Source organism: Peribacillus sp. Hz7 (genome assembly GCF_042136355.1).
GTDB classification, from domain to species: domain Bacteria; phylum Bacillota; class Bacilli; order Bacillales; family DSM-1321; genus Peribacillus; species Peribacillus asahii_A.
The window spans coordinates 27,745-47,957 of sequence record NZ_JBHHJV010000011.1; the positions used below are offsets into that span (position 1 = coordinate 27,745).

Sequence of the window (20,213 nt, forward strand, 5' to 3'; positions counted from 1 at the left end):
TTTTTATTGTTTTAAAGTTCTATGCATTCTGAATTTTAAATTCATCCTTTTTTTCATAATCAACTCATTTTCATATGATAATCTGTAAAATGTTTGATAGCACTGACACCAGCATTAGCGGACGAATAAAATGGAAGACCACTTTCTTTCAGAATTTCATAACTTACCTCTAACTCACCTGATAAAGATAACCATAATGGAATAATGAGTTTATTCACTCTCTGTGCCATTTTTATAGTGTGCCTCACTAACATTTCTGTATAAACTCCTAATTTATACGAATAAAGAACAAATACTATATCTAGATTCGGATCATTCGTAAACTGCTCTAGACATTCACTAACATCACTCATATCTTGATAGACATATATTTTCATATTTATTGGATTAGCAGGAGTCTCTAGATTCGGAAAAAAATCTTGAATTATTGATTTCGTTTCATCTGTAATATCCGGGACAGACAGATTAGCTTGTCTACACTTCTCAGCTAGTAATGCTGATACTCCATTAGAGTAAGAAAATATACCAATCCGATTTCCTTGCGGATGTCCATATTTATAGAATAACCAACCTACATTAAGAAGTTCATCAAGATCAGAAACCTGGATTATATCCAGTTCTTTAAAAAAATCAGAATGAACTTGCTTATTATCGTTTAATTCTTCTTTAGTGAAAATCTCCTCTTCTACCTGTCCTATATTTAGCACAATAAGAGGCTTTCCGAACCTTCTTGCTGTCTCTGCAGCTTTTTGAAATCTCCATTTGTCTTTTAATCTTTCTATTATTACTAAAATAACTTGAGTGGAAACATCATGGGAAAAATACTGGATAAAATCAGCTGTTTCTAAATCAACTTCATTCCCCGTAGAAATCCAATAATTAAACCCAATTCCTAAGTCGTTTGCATCTAAAACGGCTCGCCCTAACCCTTCCCCCTGCGTAATAAGCGAAATCTTGCCGTTTTGTAACCAGTTTGGTTCATAATCCGCAACACCAGAAATACCGATAGATTTAACAATATTAAATACTCCTGAACAATCTGGACCTAGAATCCGAATATCCGTTTCCTCAGTAAAAGTTTTCAATAATTGCTCAAAAGCAAACTTCTCATCTTCACTCTCAATAACATCTGTACTGGGAATCATAATAAACTTCACTTTCTTTTCTACACACTCTTCAAGAATAGGTAAAACAGACTTGGGAGGTAACGTAATAACTACTGTCATTACTTCTTCAGGTATGCTACTCAAGTTTGGAAACGTTTTCATTCCGAAAATTTCTTCAAACTCAGAAGTAACAGGATAAACTCTACCTTGATATTTAGATTTCTGTAAGTTTAATAATACTCTTCCCCCAACCTGATGAGGATTGAAAGTTTCACTTATGACTGCAATCGAACGTGAAGCAAGTAAGTATGACAAGTTAGATACTTTTTGAACAACCAGATGATCACCACCTTTTATTCTTGAGAATTTTTAATGTCTTTATTTAATTATTTGCAAGAATCATGCCATTTCTCAACACTTGATATACTGAGGATTTCAAGTATTTTCCCTAAAAAAACAATGTATACTTTCATCATGTAATGTAATAATACATTAGTCATACATCATTCTTTTTATCCTTTAAAGTAGAGATTATTTCCTCTGCCTGCATGTGGTTTCAACATCAAAAGATACATAAGGAAGAGGGGCTAACAAACGAGGAAATCCTCTGGAAATTAAAAATCAGGAATGCTGTTATCAACATTCCTGTCATTCAAAAGGAGCGTGTTCAAGCCGAAAAATCGACTTATGACACAGCTCTTTTCTTCATATATTAATTGCTCATTTGGACAGCTTCATTCCCTTTTTTATTGTATTCTTTATTCCCTCTGGTTTTGTTTACGATTTCATTTTCTGTAACTTACGAACAATAGTTGATTGATCCACATTTAAAATGTTAGCAGCTTTATATGTACTTCCATACTTCTTCAACGCTCTGTTAATGAGCTTATTCTCAAAATTCATAACTGCTTCCTTTAACGGAAGAATTTCTTCATCATCTATTTCCATATCTTGTTCAATCAGTTCACTTTGTAAAAAACTAAAGTCTTTTACATTAATGTATTCTCCTTCAGACAGCACAAAAGAACGTTCAATAGCATTTCGTAATTCTCGAATATTTCCTGGCCACTTATAGCGAAAAAGTATTTCAAAGGCATCCGATGCTATCTGTTTAGACATCCCATATGTTTGGTTAAACTCATTTAAATACATTTCAATCAAAGGCAGTAAATCTTCTGTTCTTTCTCGAAGCGGAGGTAATGTGATAGGAATGACATTTAAACGAAAAAACAAATCTTCGCGAAATTCCCCTTTTTTAACTTGTTCCTCCAAATTGCGATGCGTAGCTGCCAAGATTCGAACATCTATCTTAATAGATTTAGTACCACCCAAGCGAGTTACTACTTTTTCTTGAATCACCCTCAGTAGCTTTATCTGTATAGAAAGAGGACATTCCCCAATTTCATCCAAAAAAATTATTCCATTATGAGCTAACTCAAACATACCAGGCTTTCCACTCTTTCCCGCACCTGTAAATGCCCCCGCTTCATAACCGAATAATTCAGATTCAAGTAAGGTTTCTGGTATGGCTCCACAATTAATTGTAATAAAAGGACCTTCGCTCCGTACACTGTTTAATTGAATAATCCTTGCAAGCTCTTCCTTTCCCGTTCCTGATTCCCCAAAAATCATGACCGTAGAATCGAAGGCCGATACCTTTTTAGCAATATGTACTACTTTTTTCATGATTGGGGAGTCCGCAATAAAATTAGCACGAGATTTGAGTTCTACTCGATATTGTTCTAATTCTTCTTTATAACGTTCTGTTAATCTCCTATTATTTTCAACTTCTTCTTGCAACTGAATAAACTTCGTAATATTCTGAATATTAATCACAACAAAGTCTATATGTTCATTTTTATTAAGAACAGGATTGACCGTAATAATTAAGGTTACATTGGCTTCAGTTTTTTTCAATAAAGCTATAGATTGTTTCCCTTCTAACATTTGTTTTATATTTTCAATTTTGAAAGACGGAAAAACTTCAAAAATAAACTTCCCATTAAGATTATCATTGGTGTCACCTTGAATGAATGTGAGAAACGCTTGATTGTATCTGATGATTTGTCCTGTTGAATCTGCAATCACAATCCCATCATATGAAGCAGCTATGATAGCTTCTAATTGTTGATTTAATTCACGAACAGATTGCAGCTCTCCTGAAATTTTTTCAATTTCGGAAATATCCTGAAAAACTGCTACAACACCCGTCACTTCATCATTTTCTATAATGGGTGTTCGATTCGAAATATATTTTCGATTCCCAACTTGATATTTCGTTCCATATTGTGGTTCTCCAGTACGAAGAACTTCAAGCATACCACTCGGAATAAAGACATCATTTAAAAACCTACCTAACGCACTTTCCCTATTTACCCCACTTATCTTTTCCGTTGCAGGATTAAATGAAGTAATGATACCATTTTTATCAATAGCTACAATTCCGTTATGGGCATGTTCAAATACAGCTTCTAATTCTTTTAAACGCCGCTCTAGTATACTTATATGCATATAGTTAAGATCATTGTGGCTAATAACCCCAATAATAGATTTATATTTGTTTTGCACTAAATAAAAGGTTTTCTGTTTTTTTATAATATCCTGAATATGCTCATTCTCTGAAACAATCATATAGTCCTGATCTAAGTATAAGTTTGACACTACATTCTCATGATTGTGCATTCCAATCATTACAGTATCTTTAGTTAAAATACCCATTAATTGATTGTGAATATTAAATACCGGTAAACTATCAACGTTAGTTTGTTCAAAATATGTTAATACTTCTTTTAGATATTGGTTTTCCTTGACTCGTATTGACGTTTTCATGACCATATCCTTAATAAGCATGTTCATGAACCATCCCCCTATTAGTCTTTTTTTAAAAATGTGGAACACCTTTTCATCAACTGTATAGTCAGGATGGCCATTTCAATGTTCATTTGCCGCTCTTGATAGATCCACTTCTAATTTCCATCCAATATATTCTTTCCCTCCTACTAGCGTCGATGCGAACATGATAGGAATAAGTTAATCATATCACTTTATATTTTCAAAAAAAAGGAATTACCTTACAACTAGAGAGAAAAAGAGCCAAATACGGGATCCTAATAAAAATAAAATATCATTTTTAATATATTTAGGGATTTAAAGTGTTTTATATATTCTAACGAGATAAACTGTGAAATATATATAATTTTTAATTCTATAAAAATCTCCTTTAATATAGAAAAACATTCCATCAATTAATTTTTCCTTTCTAAAATATTTAGTTAACATAAAATAATTATAATCAATAACTTCTTTTATTCTATTCGGTTACTATTTCTTATCTTACTAGTCCCTGCTTAGTTCGCTTTCTTCCTGTTTATTTTAATGGAATTTAACACCCACTAATTACGGAGTCTTACTGCTTATTTTATTTTTTGGTACAAAATTTATCGAACCCTGTCTATGAATATATTGTATGTGATTTGAAATTCCTATTCTCATACCAAGAGGTGATTGTACTGAAAAAGAGAGCTCTTTTTACTGTGCCCATTAGTATTTTGCTTATTGCCGTGATTGTGACGTCGTTCTTCTTATTAAGCATCAAGCCTGACACGTCAAACATTAAACAAGCTGAAAAATTATCTGAATATTCAAAACCGGCAGTCGTACGTGTTATTGACTATGCGGTTGTTGAATGGCAATTTAATGATTATTTGACCCAAGCTGGACCTCTAGTCGATGCATACTTGCAAGAAATAGAGTATCAGACCCTTATCGGTGGATCTGGTTCAGGTGCCATTATTAGCCCTAATGGCTATGTCGTGACCAATGCTCATGTTGTCGAAAGCTCTGAGATGGAAGATGAGGATCTCGCTAACGCAGCCTTCCAACAATTAGTCGCTGGAATTGCTGACTACTTCCAAGAGGATTATGAATGGACCTATAATTATATGCTTAGCTACACGAAGTACACGAAAATCACTCGAGTATTAAAAGTGATTTTACCTGGTGGAGATATTCTTGACGGTGAAGTAAAAAGCTATGGGGCTCCTGTGAACCAAGGAAAAGACGTAGCCGTTCTTAAAATTGAAGGAAAGAACCTTCCTACTTTACCACTTGGAAATTCAGAAACTATAGAGGATCAAAATAATATTTGGGTCATTGGATACCCTGCAGCAGCAGATTCAGATTTGTTATCCCCTGATTCCTCTTTAGAATCTTCCATGAACGGAGGACAAATTACCGCTACTTCCAAGAAAACAGAACAAGGCAGTCCTGTTATTCAATTAGATGCTGCGGCAACACATGGAAACAGCGGCGGACCGGTAATCAATGAAAAAGGTCAAATTATTGGATTGTTAACATTTAGAGGAGATACCGTGAATGGTCAAGAGGTTCAAGGCTTCAATTTTGCCGTACCTGTCGATACCGTTAAAGAATTTGTTAATCAGGCTGGAGCAAAAAATACAAGAAGCCGTACAGATCAGCTCTATAAAGAAGGCTTGACACTATATTGGGGCGGTTACTACAAAAATGCATTAGAAAAGTTTGAAGCTGTCGAAAGAATCTTCCCAAATCACTCTGAAGTCAAGCAATACATTGCTAATTCCGAGAAAAAAATCGATGACAGTAAAATCCTCTGGTCTGACTATAAAACGATATTCTATATTATCGATGGTGTAGCTGGATTACTGATTATTCTGTTAATGGTGTTTACTTTTGCTATAAAACCAAAACCAACGGTAACGGCAGCCTCGGCTCCAGCAACGACAAGTGAAAATATCATTCCTGATTTAAACGGAGACGGGAAAATCGATGAACAAGATGCCTTGATTGCCCTTCAAAAACAAAAGGAAGAAGAAGAAAAGAAAGAGAAAAACGAGGAATAGAATGGTAGAATTTGAAAATCAGTAAGATTAAGTAAAACATTTAAGAAAGCTTTACTCTTAAATAGGCAGCGCCAGTATTCCTTTACATACAAGGATACTGGCTTTTTTCGCTTACATATTACTCTTTCATAATCAACGAAATTGCATCGCCGACAGCCCTCTCTCCTGCTGCATCGGATGGATGATTTACGACTTTCCCATTAATCGCCATCGTTGTAGAACCTCCGCCATCTAAATTCAAGGCATCCTGTGCGCCTAATGCTTTCATTAGTGTAGCACTTTCTTCAAAACTAAGTCCTACACTAACTTGCTCATTTCTACCGTCTACTACAACAAGCAGAATATTCCCATTCGGTTTAATGCCCACTAACGTACGCGGATTTCGCTTAATGCCAAACTTATAAAAAAACTTATCACTATGCGCAAATCCTTCTTTTTTAGCTGTAATCATATACTGCTGATTTTTCAATAAAAGCGGACCCCCATTTACAATGTGGGTTTCTTTAGTAAGGGAAATCGGAGTTTGATTGCTCATCACTTTTGTTGAAATCATAAGTTTTTCCCCAATTACAGCGTGCTTATTTAACCACTCTTCCGCTTCTCCTATTCCAGCAATAATAGACCCTTTAGCGGGAATAGCCTGTCCACGAGAATTTCCTATTTTAATGACCGTCCCCTTGCTGTCTAATACTACTTCTGTTCCTTTACCAGCAGGGGTTCGCGTTCCATAAATAGGCCGATACTGAACTAATTCATTATGATTGGTACAAGTAATATTATGCCTGAGTTGTTGATAAGAACGCCCTCCGCACCCTCTTATTTTTCCAATCGTACGATTCAGACCGTCTATAGTTCTTACAGCACCCTTTGAGGATTGAATGTATAAAGAAGTAGACACTGGAGCAATAGCTGTATACTTTCCGCCTAGCACAAAGGCAGAACGGTTATTAATGGCTTCACTATTTAGCTCTCCACCAACAACGGAAATACCTATTAAATCTCCAGGCGTTCCAGCGTGTTTGTGCATAATGAAATATCCACCGTTAATGGTTACAAGTGAATTCATCCGCTTAGCGATACTTGAGACTGTTTCTCTACCTTGTACCGTGTTTAATGCTAAAGATGCAGTCATGTGATGGATAAGGTTTCGGTCGATTTCAATAATATGGATAGACCAGGGGCCTGTTATATTTCTTCTTTCCCATCCACTATATGAGACTTTTACGTTTGAAAATCCCTTTTCAACTAATTCTTTTTTAAACTGAATAGCTTCGGATTGTGTCTTAAATTTCCCCGATTTAATGACATAGCCTAGCACATCTTTATATAAATCATTATATCGTTCGTTATAAATCGGCAGTATAAACGAATCGAACCCGTGTTTTTTTAACGTTTGTTTCGTTACTTTTGCTTTTTTTAAATCTGAAAAAAATCCCATATCTACGGAATAGTACTCTTCAAATGACGGTATCCCTCTTTTTATAGAAGTATAAGTGACTCCTGATGTTAGTTGTTGAACAAAGCGAGTTTCAGGAAGTCCAGAAATGCCTAAAGGAAGTTCATTTTGGTTAGTTGATTGAGCAAAAGTACTAGAAGGTACGGATATAAACAGAAAGATAGTGGTACAAATGAGGGAACGTAAAACAATTGAAGTTATGGCCTGATTCATTTATTCATCACCCTTTCTACTTTCTAGTTTCATCCTATCCCGGCAATACTAATCAAAGATGAACCACATGTAAAAAAAGGAAATAAAATTATAAAAAAAGATGACTTCATATAATGCTGAAATCATCTTTTCGTTTACTTTTCTAATATTAGGATTGTAATTCAAATCATTTAATCCATTCATACAGCACAATATCGTGATACACGGGGTCAAAAATAGAATTAGAATGAAACTCTTTTATTTTTTTAATGTTTGCATTCACGTTTATACCTTGTGCTTTAAATCCTTCTACTACCTTATTCGTTATTAAAATTTTTTTATTCGGATAATAAGATATATCGTGTAGAAAAATTTCAAAGGTTTTTACCCTTTTATGAGAAGTGGGAACATTAACATATTCCAAAACTCTTGTTTCTTCCCAAGTATATATAATCGCCGATTGTTCGTGTGACTGTAAGTAGTCAGCAAGTTGATATGCGGCGGGATTGGCCTGCGCTTGTTCAGTGACTAACGTATATGAATGATAAATTTGTGAAATCAGAAGGACAATAAAGAACAGCAATAGCACAGTATTCCTAGAATTTTTCAAAATGTTTATCAACATGATAAAGAGCAAAAATATGACTAAAGGAAGAATATGTCTTGGCTTATCAATATTTTGACCAATTACTACCCATATAAAATAGCTGCTACTCATGATTATTGCTAATTGCATACTCGAATCACGCTTTATATCATTCCATTTGAAAGAATAAATAAACAAGCCTATAACAACAGCATATAATATCGCTAACCAAATAATTTGAGAAGAAATTCCCGTCCATAAAACATTATTAATCACTATCGTTTTAAGCCTTGTTAGAAAAGATACATCACTAGATACCGCTGTGTTGCCCCAACTGTTAAAATGTCCGCTTGTAAATGCCAATGACAGTTTTAAGAACCCTTTTATACTTCCTTCAGACAATACTAGACCTACTACCCAAATGAATTGAAAAGCACCCGCAATAAGCAGGTATGCAATAATATGTCTTAATCTATATTGTTTGTTTCTCCACTTTGTATAAAACAGGAGAAGCAACCCTATTGCAAAAGGTAGATAAGATAAACGAATCCCTAACAATATACTAAAAACAAATAACGGTAAAAGATTAGACAATAGTTTATTTTTTTTAATAGCATGATTAATGCTCCAAAAATACCACCATAAAGCTGCTATTGCAGCTCCTTCCGACATTGGTTGATTGACAATAACCATGATATAAGTTGAAGAATAAAGGATAGCAGCGATCAGTAAGCTATATGATTTCGAAACATACTCCCTTGCCAGTTTATACATTGGAAAAAGAGCACTAAAATAAAATAAAATATTAAAAACCGTTAATGACGCCGCTTTATTTTCTAGAAAAAAGTGAATCAAATAACCACCTAAAATAAAGTAAGGATAGCCTGGAAAATGAGGCTGCATCGCCATTAAATCATATCGTTCCAACGCAAGGACAAAATCCACTTGATCCCATGAAGCTGCATATCTATTTACATAAGTGATTTGCGTCCAAAATATCCACGATATAGATATGATACTAATAAAAGCAATGACAGCTTTCTTTTGAATAGCATTATTTTTGTCCATAAACTCCACCGTTCTTTGATAAATGAACTACTATATACATGGAAAAGCACAAGGCGATGGCCTTGTACTTTTCATTAGAGAGGAATTTTATCCCACACTTAACGGGCAGTAAGACCACCACCTCAAGCTTATAAGGATTAAAAGAAGATAGGTGGGGGTCAACTGCCCGTAAAGGTCCGATTGGTTCAACTAACCATCAGTGATGGATGAAAGCCCCCCACTGATGGAAGTTTCACTTTATGATACTATTTTCCCATTCGCTCTGTCTGCTCTGCATTTTCTGTTTTCTTTACCGATTTATTAGACGTTAATAAATAAATGCCTACAAAGTACCCAATATAAGCAACGACTTCTTCTAAAGATGGCATAGAAGAATAACCAAACAATGCTTTAAGGAAAATACCGATATCTCCTGACAACAATGGTGCTACCCCATGATCGCGCAAATAGTGATCATAATCGATTGGATGCTCAGGTAAAAACCACGTTATATCATATAAATGAGGGATTACACTTCCGATAATCTCCAGATCCTGCATCATTGAAATAGCTTGAACTAGAAGTCCGGCTGCAATCAGGATAATGAAAACACCAGTTACCTTAAAGAAAGTGCTAAGCCGCACCTTCATCGTTCCTTTAAAGAATAAATAAGCTACAACTGCTGCAATAATCACACCCGTAATAGCACCCCAGCCCTGCATAGCAGCGCCGATGTTTCCACCGGTAATGGCAGCAAAGAAAAATACGGTTTCAACTCCCTCACGCAATACGACTAAAAAGGAGTGAATGACCATACCAACAATATTTCCTGTTGAGATAAAGCTGTCCATTTTCCCTTGCATTTCCCCTTTTAAATCCCTGCTATGCTTGGCCATCCAAAAGACCATTTGAGTTAACAACAGGGTAGAAATAACCATGATGCTTATCTTTAAATACATTTCACTTCCCATTGAAGCGAAGCCTGTTAACACGACTTGGAATAACATGGCCACACCTACGCTCGCTAAAACGGCAAGACCTGCACCCAACCAAACATACTTTGTATATTGTCCATTGTCCATTCTCTTTAAGTATGTTGTAATGATTCCAACAATAAGCAATGCTTCAAGCACTTCACGGAAGGTAATTAATAAAGCTTGTATCTCCACAGACGCCTTCCCCCTCTTCCCTAGTTGTTTATCCTACAAACACTGTTATCGTCTAGATCTCTTGCGTATAGTAACAATAACTATAGCAGCAATTACACCGATGATTAATACAAGCGGAATCCAATTTCGCAAATTGGAAATATCCGTCCATTCTTTCTTTTTTTGACTAGCTGGTTCAGTAGCGCTTTCTGAGAAATGCCCCACTTCTAAGCTCTTCAGCTTAAATTCTTTTTGAAGAGCGGATAATATTTTCTCTTTGCTTTCCGTAAAAGCCTTTTGATCAGCTTCTTTTTCCCCTACTCCAAAAAGTCCTGGATTTCCTAAAGAAGCTAGAGCTTTATCGAATTCAGCATCAATTTGTTTATGCAATTCTGGATTTTTCGCTTCTACCTTGGGAGATAAAGCTTCATAAGTAGCAAATCCTTTTGCCAGCAGACGCTTGCTCGTTTCATATTCAGTAAAATTCTTTTCGATATTTTCTAAACGTCTTGCAATATTTAACACAAGGAGCTTCTCCATATTCTTAATTGTTTCTTCTTTATTTTCATCTTCTAAATTTTGTAGAATAATTTTGGCTGGCTCAGGCCCCATATGCATGTCGATTTCTTTTTTAATTGTTTCAAAGTGCTTTTGTGCTGTTGCATAATCTGAAGGATTCTTATCTAATTCAATAAGCATTTCTTTATAAACATTGGCTAGCTCCTCTTCATTCGGATCTCCATAGCTGTAAGCATTGGCAGGTAATGAAATTAAATGACTTAGAGCAAATATCAATAAGAAACAAAATACTAATCTTTTCATCTTACAATCCTCCTACATCAATCATGATTATGTTCATTTCTATTTTGCAATTAATACATCTTTCCCTTGATGTCTCTCTTTTAATTGATAATGATTCATATTTTCTAACTTGTGAGCATCCATCTCTACATGTACCTTTTGTATAGGTCTCTTTACCTCTTTCCATATTGCCGGTAAAACAGATGAAAGATAACCTTTAAACGTAATAAAAGATTCTCCTGTTGAGCGAACTCGATAAGAAATAGGAACTTCCTTTACTCGAAAACCTTTTCTAACAAGGTTTAAAGTTAAAACTTGGGCATAATTATAATCATGCACGATTTCGGCATGCTCGAGAGTTTGCCTTGTAAAGGCCCTCATCCCTGACTGTCCATCAAAAATCCATTTTCGGAGTAAAATACATTGAAGGAAAGTAAAGACATAATTACCCAAACGACGATGAAGCTTCATTCCTTTGATGGTTCCTAAAAAACGGGAGCCCATTGTATAATCAGCTTCACCTCGGAAAATAGGAAGCAATAAATTAGGAATTTCATTCGCAGGGTATTCTCCATCGGCATCAATCATAACGGCAATATCTGCTCCTCTTTCATAGCTTTCTTTTAATCCTGCCCGAACAGCCGCTCCTAATCCACGATTCTTGCCAAAACTAACAATATAATCGGCGCCCGCTTTTTTTGCCACGTTTACTGTCTGATCTTTTGACCCATCATCGATGATTAAAACTTTAACATCTACCTGATTATGAAAATGTCTGGGGATGCCTTTGATGACTTCTCCAATCGACTCTTCCTCATTAAAAGCAGGCAGAAAGACAATGACTTGCTGCTTCTTCATGCTATTTAATCCTCTTTCTTCTTAATGATTGCATCCAACAATACTTTTCCACGGCTATGGCTAGGAAAAGGAGCTCCTAACAAGTAGGATAATGTTGGTGCTAATGAAACGAGACTATGCTTTTCTTCAACCTTTTTGCCTTTTTCAATATTTGGACCATGTACAATAAAAGGTACAAATCTTTCACCTTCATCTAAATGTCCATGTCCTCCAATGCCATCCGCTTGTCCATGATCCGCACAAATAAACAAGGTCGTATTCTCCATCTTGCCTTCTTTCTCAAGCCAAGATACAAAATCCTCTATTAATACATCTGCTTCATGGATTTTTTGTAAATATTCATCATATAAAACGCCTCGGCTATGACCGGTCTGATCTGTAGCAATCATTTGAACAATGAACAAATCCGGGTCCTGCTCCTTCATGATTTTCTTTGCCCTTTGCATGATGTTAGGATCTGCTTTATCGTTATGCATAACTGCCGTTACTGTTTCAACATCACTCCCCATTGAATCAACCAAATGAGCGATTCCAAGAAGTCTGCCCTTTTTCCCAACCTTTCTTAACGAATCAAAAATACTCTCTACTTTAATTCCTAATTTCCATACCATATTGGAAGTCATACCATGTTCAAATGGATAGGTACCTGTGAACATAGAGCTAAAGCATACAACGGTTCTTGCAGGATAGACCGTTTCCATATTCGTATATTCTGTACCGTTTTGTTTTAATGAATCCATAAAAGGAGTTTCTGCTTCATAAAAACGCTCCTTTCTCATTCCATCCACTACAATAACTATTACTTTTTTTGAGAGAGCTTCATTCGGTTGTGGAAAATTATTTTTGGTATAACTGTTATAAATTTTCGGTTTCCAGTCAAATAAATTTCGGTGAAGTATGTACGCAAACACAAATATAAAAACATAAAAGAGAACTAAACTTAGTAATTCAATTTCTTGTCCAGCCTTATTTTTTTCAAAAAGCAGTTCCCAAACCGATAAAACTAATAAAAACTTCGGCAATTGTTCCTGTGCGTTCCCACTTGTAGAGTCACTATTTTTTAATACGAGCTTCCAAAAGCGGGTGAAATTAAGCCAAGACGTGCCTATTCTCAGGTGATAATATAAGGTTCCCCAAAAAAATACCGTAAAAAAGAAATATAGAGCTGCTGAAAATAAAAGCAGTCCAATATCTACTTCTTTAAAAACAATTAAAAAAACAACAAAAGGAATCCATAAATAATTTCTTAACAACAATGGAAAATCATAAATAAAAAAGAGAATTAATAATGGAATCACATACAGAAATGCTCCCAAAAGATCTAAGATTCCTTCTAAAGATCCCAAAACAGCAGCATGAAACAAAACAAAAGTTCCAAAAACAAATATTGGTGTAAAGGGTTTCCCCTCATTTAGCAAATTCCAGCAACGTGCAGCCACTTTTTCAAATTTAGACGCACTTTTCATTTTCCTGTCACCCCTCTTACCTTGATCCACTCTTTAACAGTTTTCAATGAGATAGGATATATGACAAAAACGACTGCACCCGCTAAATAAGAAAAAGAGAATTTTATAGCATGAGTCAAAACTGCAATTGTATATCCATCCTTCATAGTAAACCCTACAACACTTAAAGCAAATACAAGGAAACTTTCATAATTAGCTATTCCACCCGGAGTTATTTGAAAAACCTGTCCTGCAATGGTCACACTATTTGCAAACACAGCTTCCAAAAACGATAGGTCTCCTGAAAGGGCGATTACTGTAAAATAAAGCACTCCAGCTTCTAAAGTCCAACTCATGAAGGTCATTAAAATAATAACAAAACCATTTTTACCTGAAAAGGCATTTTTAAATAGAGAAATATGTCTCTTCAAAAATTCTTCGGCATATTTTTTCATAATCAACAACGTAAAGCTACAAATAACGATACCAAGTATAATCATCCAAAACGGCATGACAAACCTTACTTTTAAACTTAATAAACCAATCAATGTAATTCCTATTAAAGAAATCATATCTAGCATTCGAAGTACGATAACTGAATGAATGGCTTCCTCATTTTTTATATGGCAATCCCTCATACTTAAAATTTTCATTCTCACTAAATCCCCAATTTTAATGGGTATCAAGTGATTAACGAATAAACTATATAAGATTCCCAACAAACAGGTTGAAAAGCGTGCTCTTCCTTGTAAGTACAGCTTCCAAGCAATCGCTTTAAGGCAGAAAGAAAGCAAATATACACTGAAGATTAATACAAGCAAAAAAGGATGGTGAAAAAGTTTGATCAAGCTATTCCAAACATATTTACCATCAAAGTAATGAAGCGTTAACACAATGAATCCTATAAGAATTAACACAGCTAGTATCAGTTTTACTGTACCTCTAAAGGATGCTTTCATTTTCTCTTGCCCACTTTACCGTTGCAGCGATCCCTTGATGAAAGTCAACTTTGGGCTCATATCCTAACAGACGTTGTGCTTTTCCTATATCTGCCCAGGTTTTCACTACATCCCCAATACGCGATATTTCCTTTTTCATTTTCATATTAGGAAAATGAAACTTCAATTCATGTAAAAGGTCTTCCATTAAAATGGGTCTTCCCGAGCCAAGATTCATAACCTCACTGTTCGATAAATGAGTTAACGATAAATAAATACCGTTTATAATGTCATCTACGTAGGTAAAATCTCGTGCCCTTCCCTCACCGAAAACTGTTATTTCCTCGCCACGCAATAATTTTTTGATAAAACTCCCAATGGCCATGTCAGGACGTCCCCAAGGGCCATAAACAGTAAAAAATCTTAAAATATTCACCTGGAATCCATATAAGTACTCATAAACCCGACAAAAAGATTCGGCTGAAAATTTGGATGCTGCATAGGGTGAAATGACGTTTCCATTGGCCATTTCTTCTGTAAAAGGTCCAGATTGGTTTCCATAAACCGAAGAGGAAGAAGCAAATACAACCTTGGAAACTCCTGCTTTACCGGAAGCTTCAAGAACATTAATGGTAGCCTTTATATCATAATCAACATATGTAAGAGGTTGTTCAATAGAATACGCTACACCGGGTAATGCTGCCAAATGAACAACTGCATATGGAGAGATCTGCTTAAATATAGCTTCCATCTCTTCTTTATCTAATAAGTCTTTTTGAATAAAGTGAAACGAACCGAAGCTCTCTATATGTTCTAATTGTTTCTTTTTTCTCTCAATTGAATAATAGGGATGAAGGCAATCTATTACATATACTTCATGGTTTTCCCGTATTAATCTTTTAGCAAGATGACTTCCTATAAAACCTGCACCGCCAGTAACAATAATTTTCATGGTATCACCTCAATCATTATCATAAAGTGAAACTTCACTCAGTGAGGTGAATTTCATCTAAAAGACACTTCACATAGGAAAAAAACCTTGTTTGTACAAGGTTTTCCTCCCAGTGCAGTCACACTTATTTTGCCTGTTCCACTACTGTTTGTAACGTTTCTTGAAGTTCCTTGATTAATGGCTCACCAGCTTTTTTATCTTTTGCTTTTGCTGCCTCAAGATATTGTTGTGCTGTTTGAGTAAGTTTGCTGTAAGCTTCTTCACCTAGCATATCTTTCAATTCTTTATCAATAACATCTATAAATAAAGCACCTTCTAATGCAGTGATAGGAGATTTATCTTCTCCCCAATATTCTTGGCTTTCTTTATATTCATCTAAAGCAATTTTTGCATATCCACGAACGAATGCCTTATTCACTTGCTCAGGGTCCAATTTTGTTACGTCGTTCTGTAAATCAAATTGTTGTAGAATAAAGGCAGCTTCTTCTGGAGCATGTCCATTCAAATACCCATAGATAGACTGATAGAATGCCCAACCTTCCGCTTGTTCCACTTTTGCTTCTTCTTTATCTTTCTTCGCTGCCTCGGCCGCTTTTGCTGCATAACCGTTTGGAATATTACCTGTAGCTAAATAGAAAGTCTTAATCAAAGTTTTATCGATCACTTGCTTACCAAGCTGGAATCCTAATTGATCATTCGCTTCAACAGCTTTGTCAATCTCAGCAAATCCACCAGCAATGACATCAACCATCTTCGTTCCATTAGCAGCATCACGTTTTTCTACTGTAGATTGAAGGATTTCATAATACTCTTTTGCTTCTTCAACTTCTTCTTTTACCGCTTCTTTATTATCCCAGTTTTCTTCTACTTCTATAAATTCGTGTTTCATAGTTGTATAAAATACTTTTTGCATCAATTTATCAAAAATTTGCTTTACAACTACTGGATCCATAGATCCATCTTTCCCTGCTTGTAGGGCAGTTGTAATATGCTGATCAACTTTATCTTCAAACTCAGCATCTCTATCTTGTGCTAGCTTTTGCAGATTATTCGTATAAAGTTCAGTTACTTTATCAAAATCTACTTCTTTGCCTTCTTTTGCTTTCTCCAGCTCAGTAACGGCTTCTTGGAAAACTTGAGCATAATTCACTTCTGCTGCTTCTGAACTTTCCTTTTTCTCCTCTTTATTTTCAGTTTGTTCTTGTTTTTCCTCTTTAGCATTATTACTTGTCTCACTTGTGTTGCAACCTGTCAAAACTGTACCTGCTACTAAAAAACTAGCAAAGATTGCTGATAATTCTTTTTTTCTCACTGTAATATCCCCCGTCGATTGAAATTATATGTAATTGATATTGTAATTGATAATGAAATTCATTAACAATTTTGATTGTACCGATAATGTTGGACATAGTCAATCGAATTTTTCAAGAAAAATGCTCTTTTTTTATAAATTTAGAAAAATGGTTATTCTTGGATATAGGACTTCCATAAATAAGGGGCTACGCCTTCCGCCACTTATTTGTGTTATTCTTAAAGATGTGAAAAAGGGTATTACTTGTGAATCCCTGATCCATTGCAGAATACAAGGTTTTGAGAGGAAATAGCTATGAGAAATATAACAATTGTCGGCACAGGCCATGTAGGACTGGTAACTGGTGTAACCCTAGCAGAAATAGGCCACCAAGTTGTATGTTATGATATCGATCAAAAGAATATTACATTAATGAATAAGAGAATATCTCCTTTTTATGAACCTGATTTGAATGATTTATTGAAAAAGAATCTTGATACAGGCCAATTACGTTTTACATCTAGTCCAAAAGAAGCATTAGTAGATGCAGAGATTATTTATATTACAGTTGGAACACCTACTAATGAAAATGGAGGGATTAATCTTACATATATAGAAGAGGCAGCAAAAACCATTGGTAAGCATGTGACGAAGCAAGAAGTAATCGTCGTCACGAAAAGTACGGTTCCAGTTGGCACTAATAAATTAATTAAGCAATTAATTGAAAAAAATTTAATACATGCAGTTCATGTTGAAATGGTGTCTAATCCCGAGTTTTTGAGAGAAGGTGCTGCTATTTATGATACCTTTTCTGCTGATCGGATTGTTATTGGGGCAGATTGTGAAAAAGCAGCAGCTATTATCGAAGAAATCAATAGACCTTTTGACACTACTATTATGAAAACAGATATCTTAAGTGCGGAAATGATTAAATATAGCTCCAATGCTTTTTTAGCAACTAAAATAAGCTTTATAAACGAAATCGCAAACCTATGTGAAAAGGTTGGTGCTAATATAGAAGAAGTAGCATATGGAATGGGGCTAGATTTACGAATCGGCACTCCATTCTTACAAGCAGGAATTGGATTTGGAGGTTCTTGCTTTCCTAAAGATACTCATGCTTTACTTCAAAAAGCTGCTGAAGTAGAGCAGCCACTTAAAATTTTAGAATCCGTCATAAAAGTAAATAAACAACAAAGATATGTATTAATTCATAAAGCAAAGCAACATTTTGGTCACTTAAAGAATAAAAAAATTGCAATCTTAGGATTAGCCTTTAAACCAAATACAAATGATGTCCGTGAATCAATTGCTATTGATATCGCTTCCGAGCTAGTTACAGAAGAAGCATTCGTTACAGCTTACGACCCATTAGCCCTAGAAGAAACAAAGAAGATATTAGGCGAAAAGGTTTATTATGCTCAATCTATTGAAGAAGCTATCACAAATACAGACATGGTTTTTATTACGACTGATTGGGATGAAATAAAAGAATTCTCACTAGAAAAATATGAAAAATTGATGCATAATCCAGTAATATTCGATGGTCGAAATTGTTATCCTCTAAAGGTCGTTTCTGAATATAACCTTGATTATTATTCAGTGGGCAGACCTGCCATAGTAAAGGCAAAGAAATAATTTATGTTGTATTCTTTTTTATGCATAATAAATTAACCCCACCATCGTTGGTGGGGTTAATTTATTTATGTAAGCAGCACCTTTACAAATTGGCAACGGTGTTCTTTAACACCCCAATTTGATCAATCTTAATTTCAATTTCATCTCCCGCTCGTAAAAATCGAGGTGGATTAAAGCCTTTTCCTACCCCTGATGGTGTGCCCGTTGCGATAATATCCCCCGGTTCAAGGGTCATTCCTTGTGACAACACAGAAATAATCTCAGAAATTGAAAAAATCATCTTTTCTTTTTCAGAAGATTGTCTAATTTCTCCATTTACTTTTGTTTCAATCTGCAAAGCATTCGGATCTGTAATGACTGATTTGTGAACAATGCATGGACCTAAAGGACAAGTAGCATCTAAACTTTTTCCGATAAAAAATTGTTTATGGCGCGACTGCAAATCTCGCGCTGTTACATCATTTAAAATTGTATAACCAAATACATAATCTAACGCTTCTTCTTTCGCAATCGCTTTCCCTTCTTTTCCAATAATAACGGCTAACTCTCCTTCATAATCCAGCTGTTCAGTTACCTCTTGATGAGATAAAATCGGTGCTCCAGAAGCAATTACAGTAGTTGGCGCTTTCGTAAACACCATCACATGTTCAGGAATATCATCCTTACTTCCCATTTCAATTACATGTTCTTGATAATTTTTCCCGACACAAAAGATGTTTTTTCGAGGACGAGGGATGGGAGCCAACAGCTCAACTGCACCAAGCTCAAGAAAATCAGATGGACTCGCTTGTTGTAATACTCTCTCTGCTTGCTTGACAAATTCATCTCCTAATTCAATGCATTCAATCATCGTTTTAGGAAAATCAAATCCATGTTCTTTCTTTGTCAATGGTAACACCAATGCTTCTGAAACATCTAAAACACCTACAAAAGATTGTCCATGTTTTTGAGCTGTTATAAACTTCATTATTTTTCACCTTCTATATTTGTAGAATATATCTATTATAGCATGGTATTATTCACCACTTGCAGACCACTTGTCTTCTCTCACTATTCTTCATTGAAAATATTTAAAAATTATAAATGATAGAATGATTCATAGTCCCCCTAGTAGCTAAATTTTAAAATTATTTTATAGTTATTTTATTAATCCCTTTCTCCAATACAAATACATAACGAATAATAAAATCATGAGCACTAAAGAAATAAAATAAATGCTGTATTGAGACATATAAAATTCGACTTTATGCCAACTATTCCCTAGTTCTCTACCTAAAGTAACAAAAGTAAAGCCCCATAAAATGGCGCCAGAGTAAGCATATAAAGCAAATTCCCTAAATGATAAAGAGTTAATACCAGCAAGATAAGCTGTTATGTGTCGAACACCAGGAATAAAATAACCAATAAACAATAAATAAGGGCCAAACTTATTGAATAGCTTTTCGGTTGTATGAATTCTTTTTTCTGTTAAATGAAACTTAGGACCAAATTTACGTATAAACGGCAAACCTAATTTATTTCCTAGCTGAAAACTAATAGAAATTCCTACGATTGCTCCAATAAACACACAAATTAAGGCTAATATATAGGACATTTCCCCTTTAGATACATTATAGCCAACATATGTAAGAATAACTTCATCAGGAAGCGGTAAGCCAACTATTCCAGCAATTAAAACACCCGTTACGCCTAAATATCCATAATGCTCTATTAAATAATTCAACTGTTCTTGCATAATACACAACCTTTCTGAACCTCTCATGACTAAAGTCACGAGGTTCTAAGGTACTTTCATTCAGCCTTCGTCTGAATGACCGAAAACTCGTTTTCGGATGACATCAGCCACTAAGCTATTTCCCTTAGACTTTCATGGAC

The 20,213-nt window shown here is 35.1% G+C and carries 15 protein-coding genes; 2 read left to right on the forward strand and 13 right to left on the reverse strand.

Annotated elements, in window-relative coordinates; translation table 11 throughout:
• Positions 1-59: 59 nt before the first annotated feature.
• A complete protein-coding gene (locus ACE199_RS15065) occupies positions 60-1,421 on the reverse strand; it encodes a CoA-binding protein (protein WP_375350504.1) in 1,362 nt (453 codons plus the stop codon).
• Positions 1,422-1,883: 462 nt separating this feature from the next.
• Positions 1,884-3,962 (reverse strand): sigma 54-interacting transcriptional regulator, encoded by a 2,079-nt coding sequence (locus tag ACE199_RS15070; protein WP_375350505.1) that lies wholly within the window; start codon positions 3,960-3,962, stop codon positions 1,884-1,886.
• A gap of 677 nt (positions 3,963-4,639) precedes the next feature.
• Between ACE199_RS15070 and ACE199_RS15075 the strand changes: the two genes are divergently transcribed.
• Positions 4,640-5,986 carry a S1C family serine protease gene (locus tag ACE199_RS15075; protein ID WP_375350506.1) on the forward strand — a complete coding sequence of 449 codons (1,347 nt, stop codon included), beginning with the start codon at positions 4,640-4,642 and terminating at the stop codon, positions 5,984-5,986.
• Positions 5,987-6,104: 118 nt separating this feature from the next.
• On the opposite strand, the gene ACE199_RS15080 is transcribed toward ACE199_RS15075, so the two are convergent.
• The 9 genes from ACE199_RS15080 to ACE199_RS15120 form a co-directional block, all read right to left on the reverse strand.
• Positions 6,105-7,655, reverse strand: coding sequence for a phosphodiester glycosidase family protein (locus ACE199_RS15080; RefSeq protein WP_375350507.1), 1,551 nt, complete (start codon positions 7,653-7,655; stop codon positions 6,105-6,107).
• 166 nt (positions 7,656-7,821) lie between these two features.
• Positions 7,822-9,288 (reverse strand): glycosyltransferase family protein, encoded by a 1,467-nt coding sequence (locus ACE199_RS15085; protein WP_375350508.1) that lies wholly within the window; start codon positions 9,286-9,288, stop codon positions 7,822-7,824.
• A 245-nt stretch (positions 9,289-9,533) separates the two neighbouring features.
• Positions 9,534-10,436, reverse strand: a complete 903-nt coding sequence (locus tag ACE199_RS15090) for an FTR1 family iron permease (protein WP_375350509.1) — start codon at positions 10,434-10,436, stop codon at positions 9,534-9,536.
• A gap of 45 nt (positions 10,437-10,481) precedes the next feature.
• On the reverse strand, positions 10,482-11,237 hold the full coding sequence (locus ACE199_RS15095; protein WP_375350511.1) for a hypothetical protein: 756 nt from the start codon (positions 11,235-11,237) through the stop codon (positions 10,482-10,484).
• Between the two features lie 39 nt (positions 11,238-11,276).
• Positions 11,277-12,074, reverse strand: a complete 798-nt coding sequence (locus tag ACE199_RS15100; RefSeq protein ID WP_375350512.1) for a glycosyltransferase family 2 protein — start codon at positions 12,072-12,074, stop codon at positions 11,277-11,279.
• A gap of 5 nt (positions 12,075-12,079) precedes the next feature.
• A complete protein-coding gene (locus ACE199_RS15105; RefSeq protein ID WP_375350513.1) occupies positions 12,080-13,540 on the reverse strand; it encodes an alkaline phosphatase family protein in 1,461 nt (486 codons plus the stop codon).
• Positions 13,537-14,478: a lysylphosphatidylglycerol synthase transmembrane domain-containing protein gene (locus tag ACE199_RS15110; RefSeq protein ID WP_375350514.1), complete on the reverse strand. Its 942-nt coding sequence runs from the start codon at positions 14,476-14,478 to the stop codon at positions 13,537-13,539. The genes ACE199_RS15105 and ACE199_RS15110 overlap by 4 nt, the downstream gene beginning before the upstream one ends.
• Entirely contained in the window at positions 14,462-15,409 is a 948-nt protein-coding gene (locus ACE199_RS15115; RefSeq protein WP_375350515.1) for an SDR family NAD(P)-dependent oxidoreductase, read from the reverse strand. Before ACE199_RS15115 ends, ACE199_RS15110 begins: the two co-directional genes overlap by 17 nt.
• Positions 15,410-15,533: 124 nt before the next feature.
• Complete coding sequence (locus tag ACE199_RS15120) at positions 15,534-16,727, reverse strand: hypothetical protein (RefSeq protein WP_375350604.1); 1,194 nt, start codon at positions 16,725-16,727, stop codon at positions 15,534-15,536.
• 288 nt (positions 16,728-17,015) lie between these two features.
• Between ACE199_RS15120 and ACE199_RS15125 the strand changes: the two genes are divergently transcribed.
• Complete coding sequence (locus ACE199_RS15125; RefSeq protein WP_375350516.1) at positions 17,016-18,338, forward strand: UDP-glucose dehydrogenase family protein; 1,323 nt, start codon at positions 17,016-17,018, stop codon at positions 18,336-18,338.
• Positions 18,339-18,420: 82 nt separating this feature from the next.
• Here the strand turns inward: ACE199_RS15125 and ACE199_RS15130 are convergent, their stop codons facing one another.
• The gene (locus ACE199_RS15130) at positions 18,421-19,305 is read right to left on the reverse strand and encodes a fumarylacetoacetate hydrolase family protein (protein WP_375350518.1); all 885 of its coding nucleotides are present in this window, start codon (positions 19,303-19,305) and stop codon (positions 18,421-18,423) included.
• A gap of 171 nt (positions 19,306-19,476) precedes the next feature.
• Entirely contained in the window at positions 19,477-20,073 is a 597-nt protein-coding gene (locus ACE199_RS15135) for a DedA family protein (RefSeq protein ID WP_375350519.1), read from the reverse strand.
• Positions 20,074-20,213: the final 140 nt, after the last annotated feature.

Coding starts and splice junctions, on each gene's coding strand:
- ACE199_RS15070 (WP_375350505.1), bottom strand. CDS start 3,962: ATGAACATGCTTATTAAGGATATGGTCATGAAAACGTCAATACGAGTC.
- ACE199_RS15080 (WP_375350507.1), bottom strand. CDS start 7,655: ATGAATCAGGCCATAACTTCAATTGTTTTACGTTCCCTCATTTGTACC.
- ACE199_RS15085 (WP_375350508.1), bottom strand. CDS start 9,288: ATGGACAAAAATAATGCTATTCAAAAGAAAGCTGTCATTGCTTTTATT.
- ACE199_RS15095 (WP_375350511.1), bottom strand. CDS start 11,237: ATGAAAAGATTAGTATTTTGTTTCTTATTGATATTTGCTCTAAGTCAT.
- ACE199_RS15100 (WP_375350512.1), bottom strand. CDS start 12,074: ATGAAGAAGCAGCAAGTCATTGTCTTTCTGCCTGCTTTTAATGAGGAA.
- ACE199_RS15105 (WP_375350513.1), bottom strand. CDS start 13,540: ATGAAAAGTGCGTCTAAATTTGAAAAAGTGGCTGCACGTTGCTGGAAT.
- ACE199_RS15110 (WP_375350514.1), bottom strand. CDS start 14,478: ATGAAAGCATCCTTTAGAGGTACAGTAAAACTGATACTAGCTGTGTTA.
- ACE199_RS15115 (WP_375350515.1), bottom strand. CDS start 15,409: ATGAAAATTATTGTTACTGGCGGTGCAGGTTTTATAGGAAGTCATCTT.
- ACE199_RS15125 (WP_375350516.1), top strand. CDS start 17,016: ATGAGAAATATAACAATTGTCGGCACAGGCCATGTAGGACTGGTAACT.
- ACE199_RS15130 (WP_375350518.1), bottom strand. CDS start 19,305: ATGAAGTTTATAACAGCTCAAAAACATGGACAATCTTTTGTAGGTGTT.
- ACE199_RS15135 (WP_375350519.1), bottom strand. CDS start 20,073: ATGCAAGAACAGTTGAATTATTTAATAGAGCATTATGGATATTTAGGC.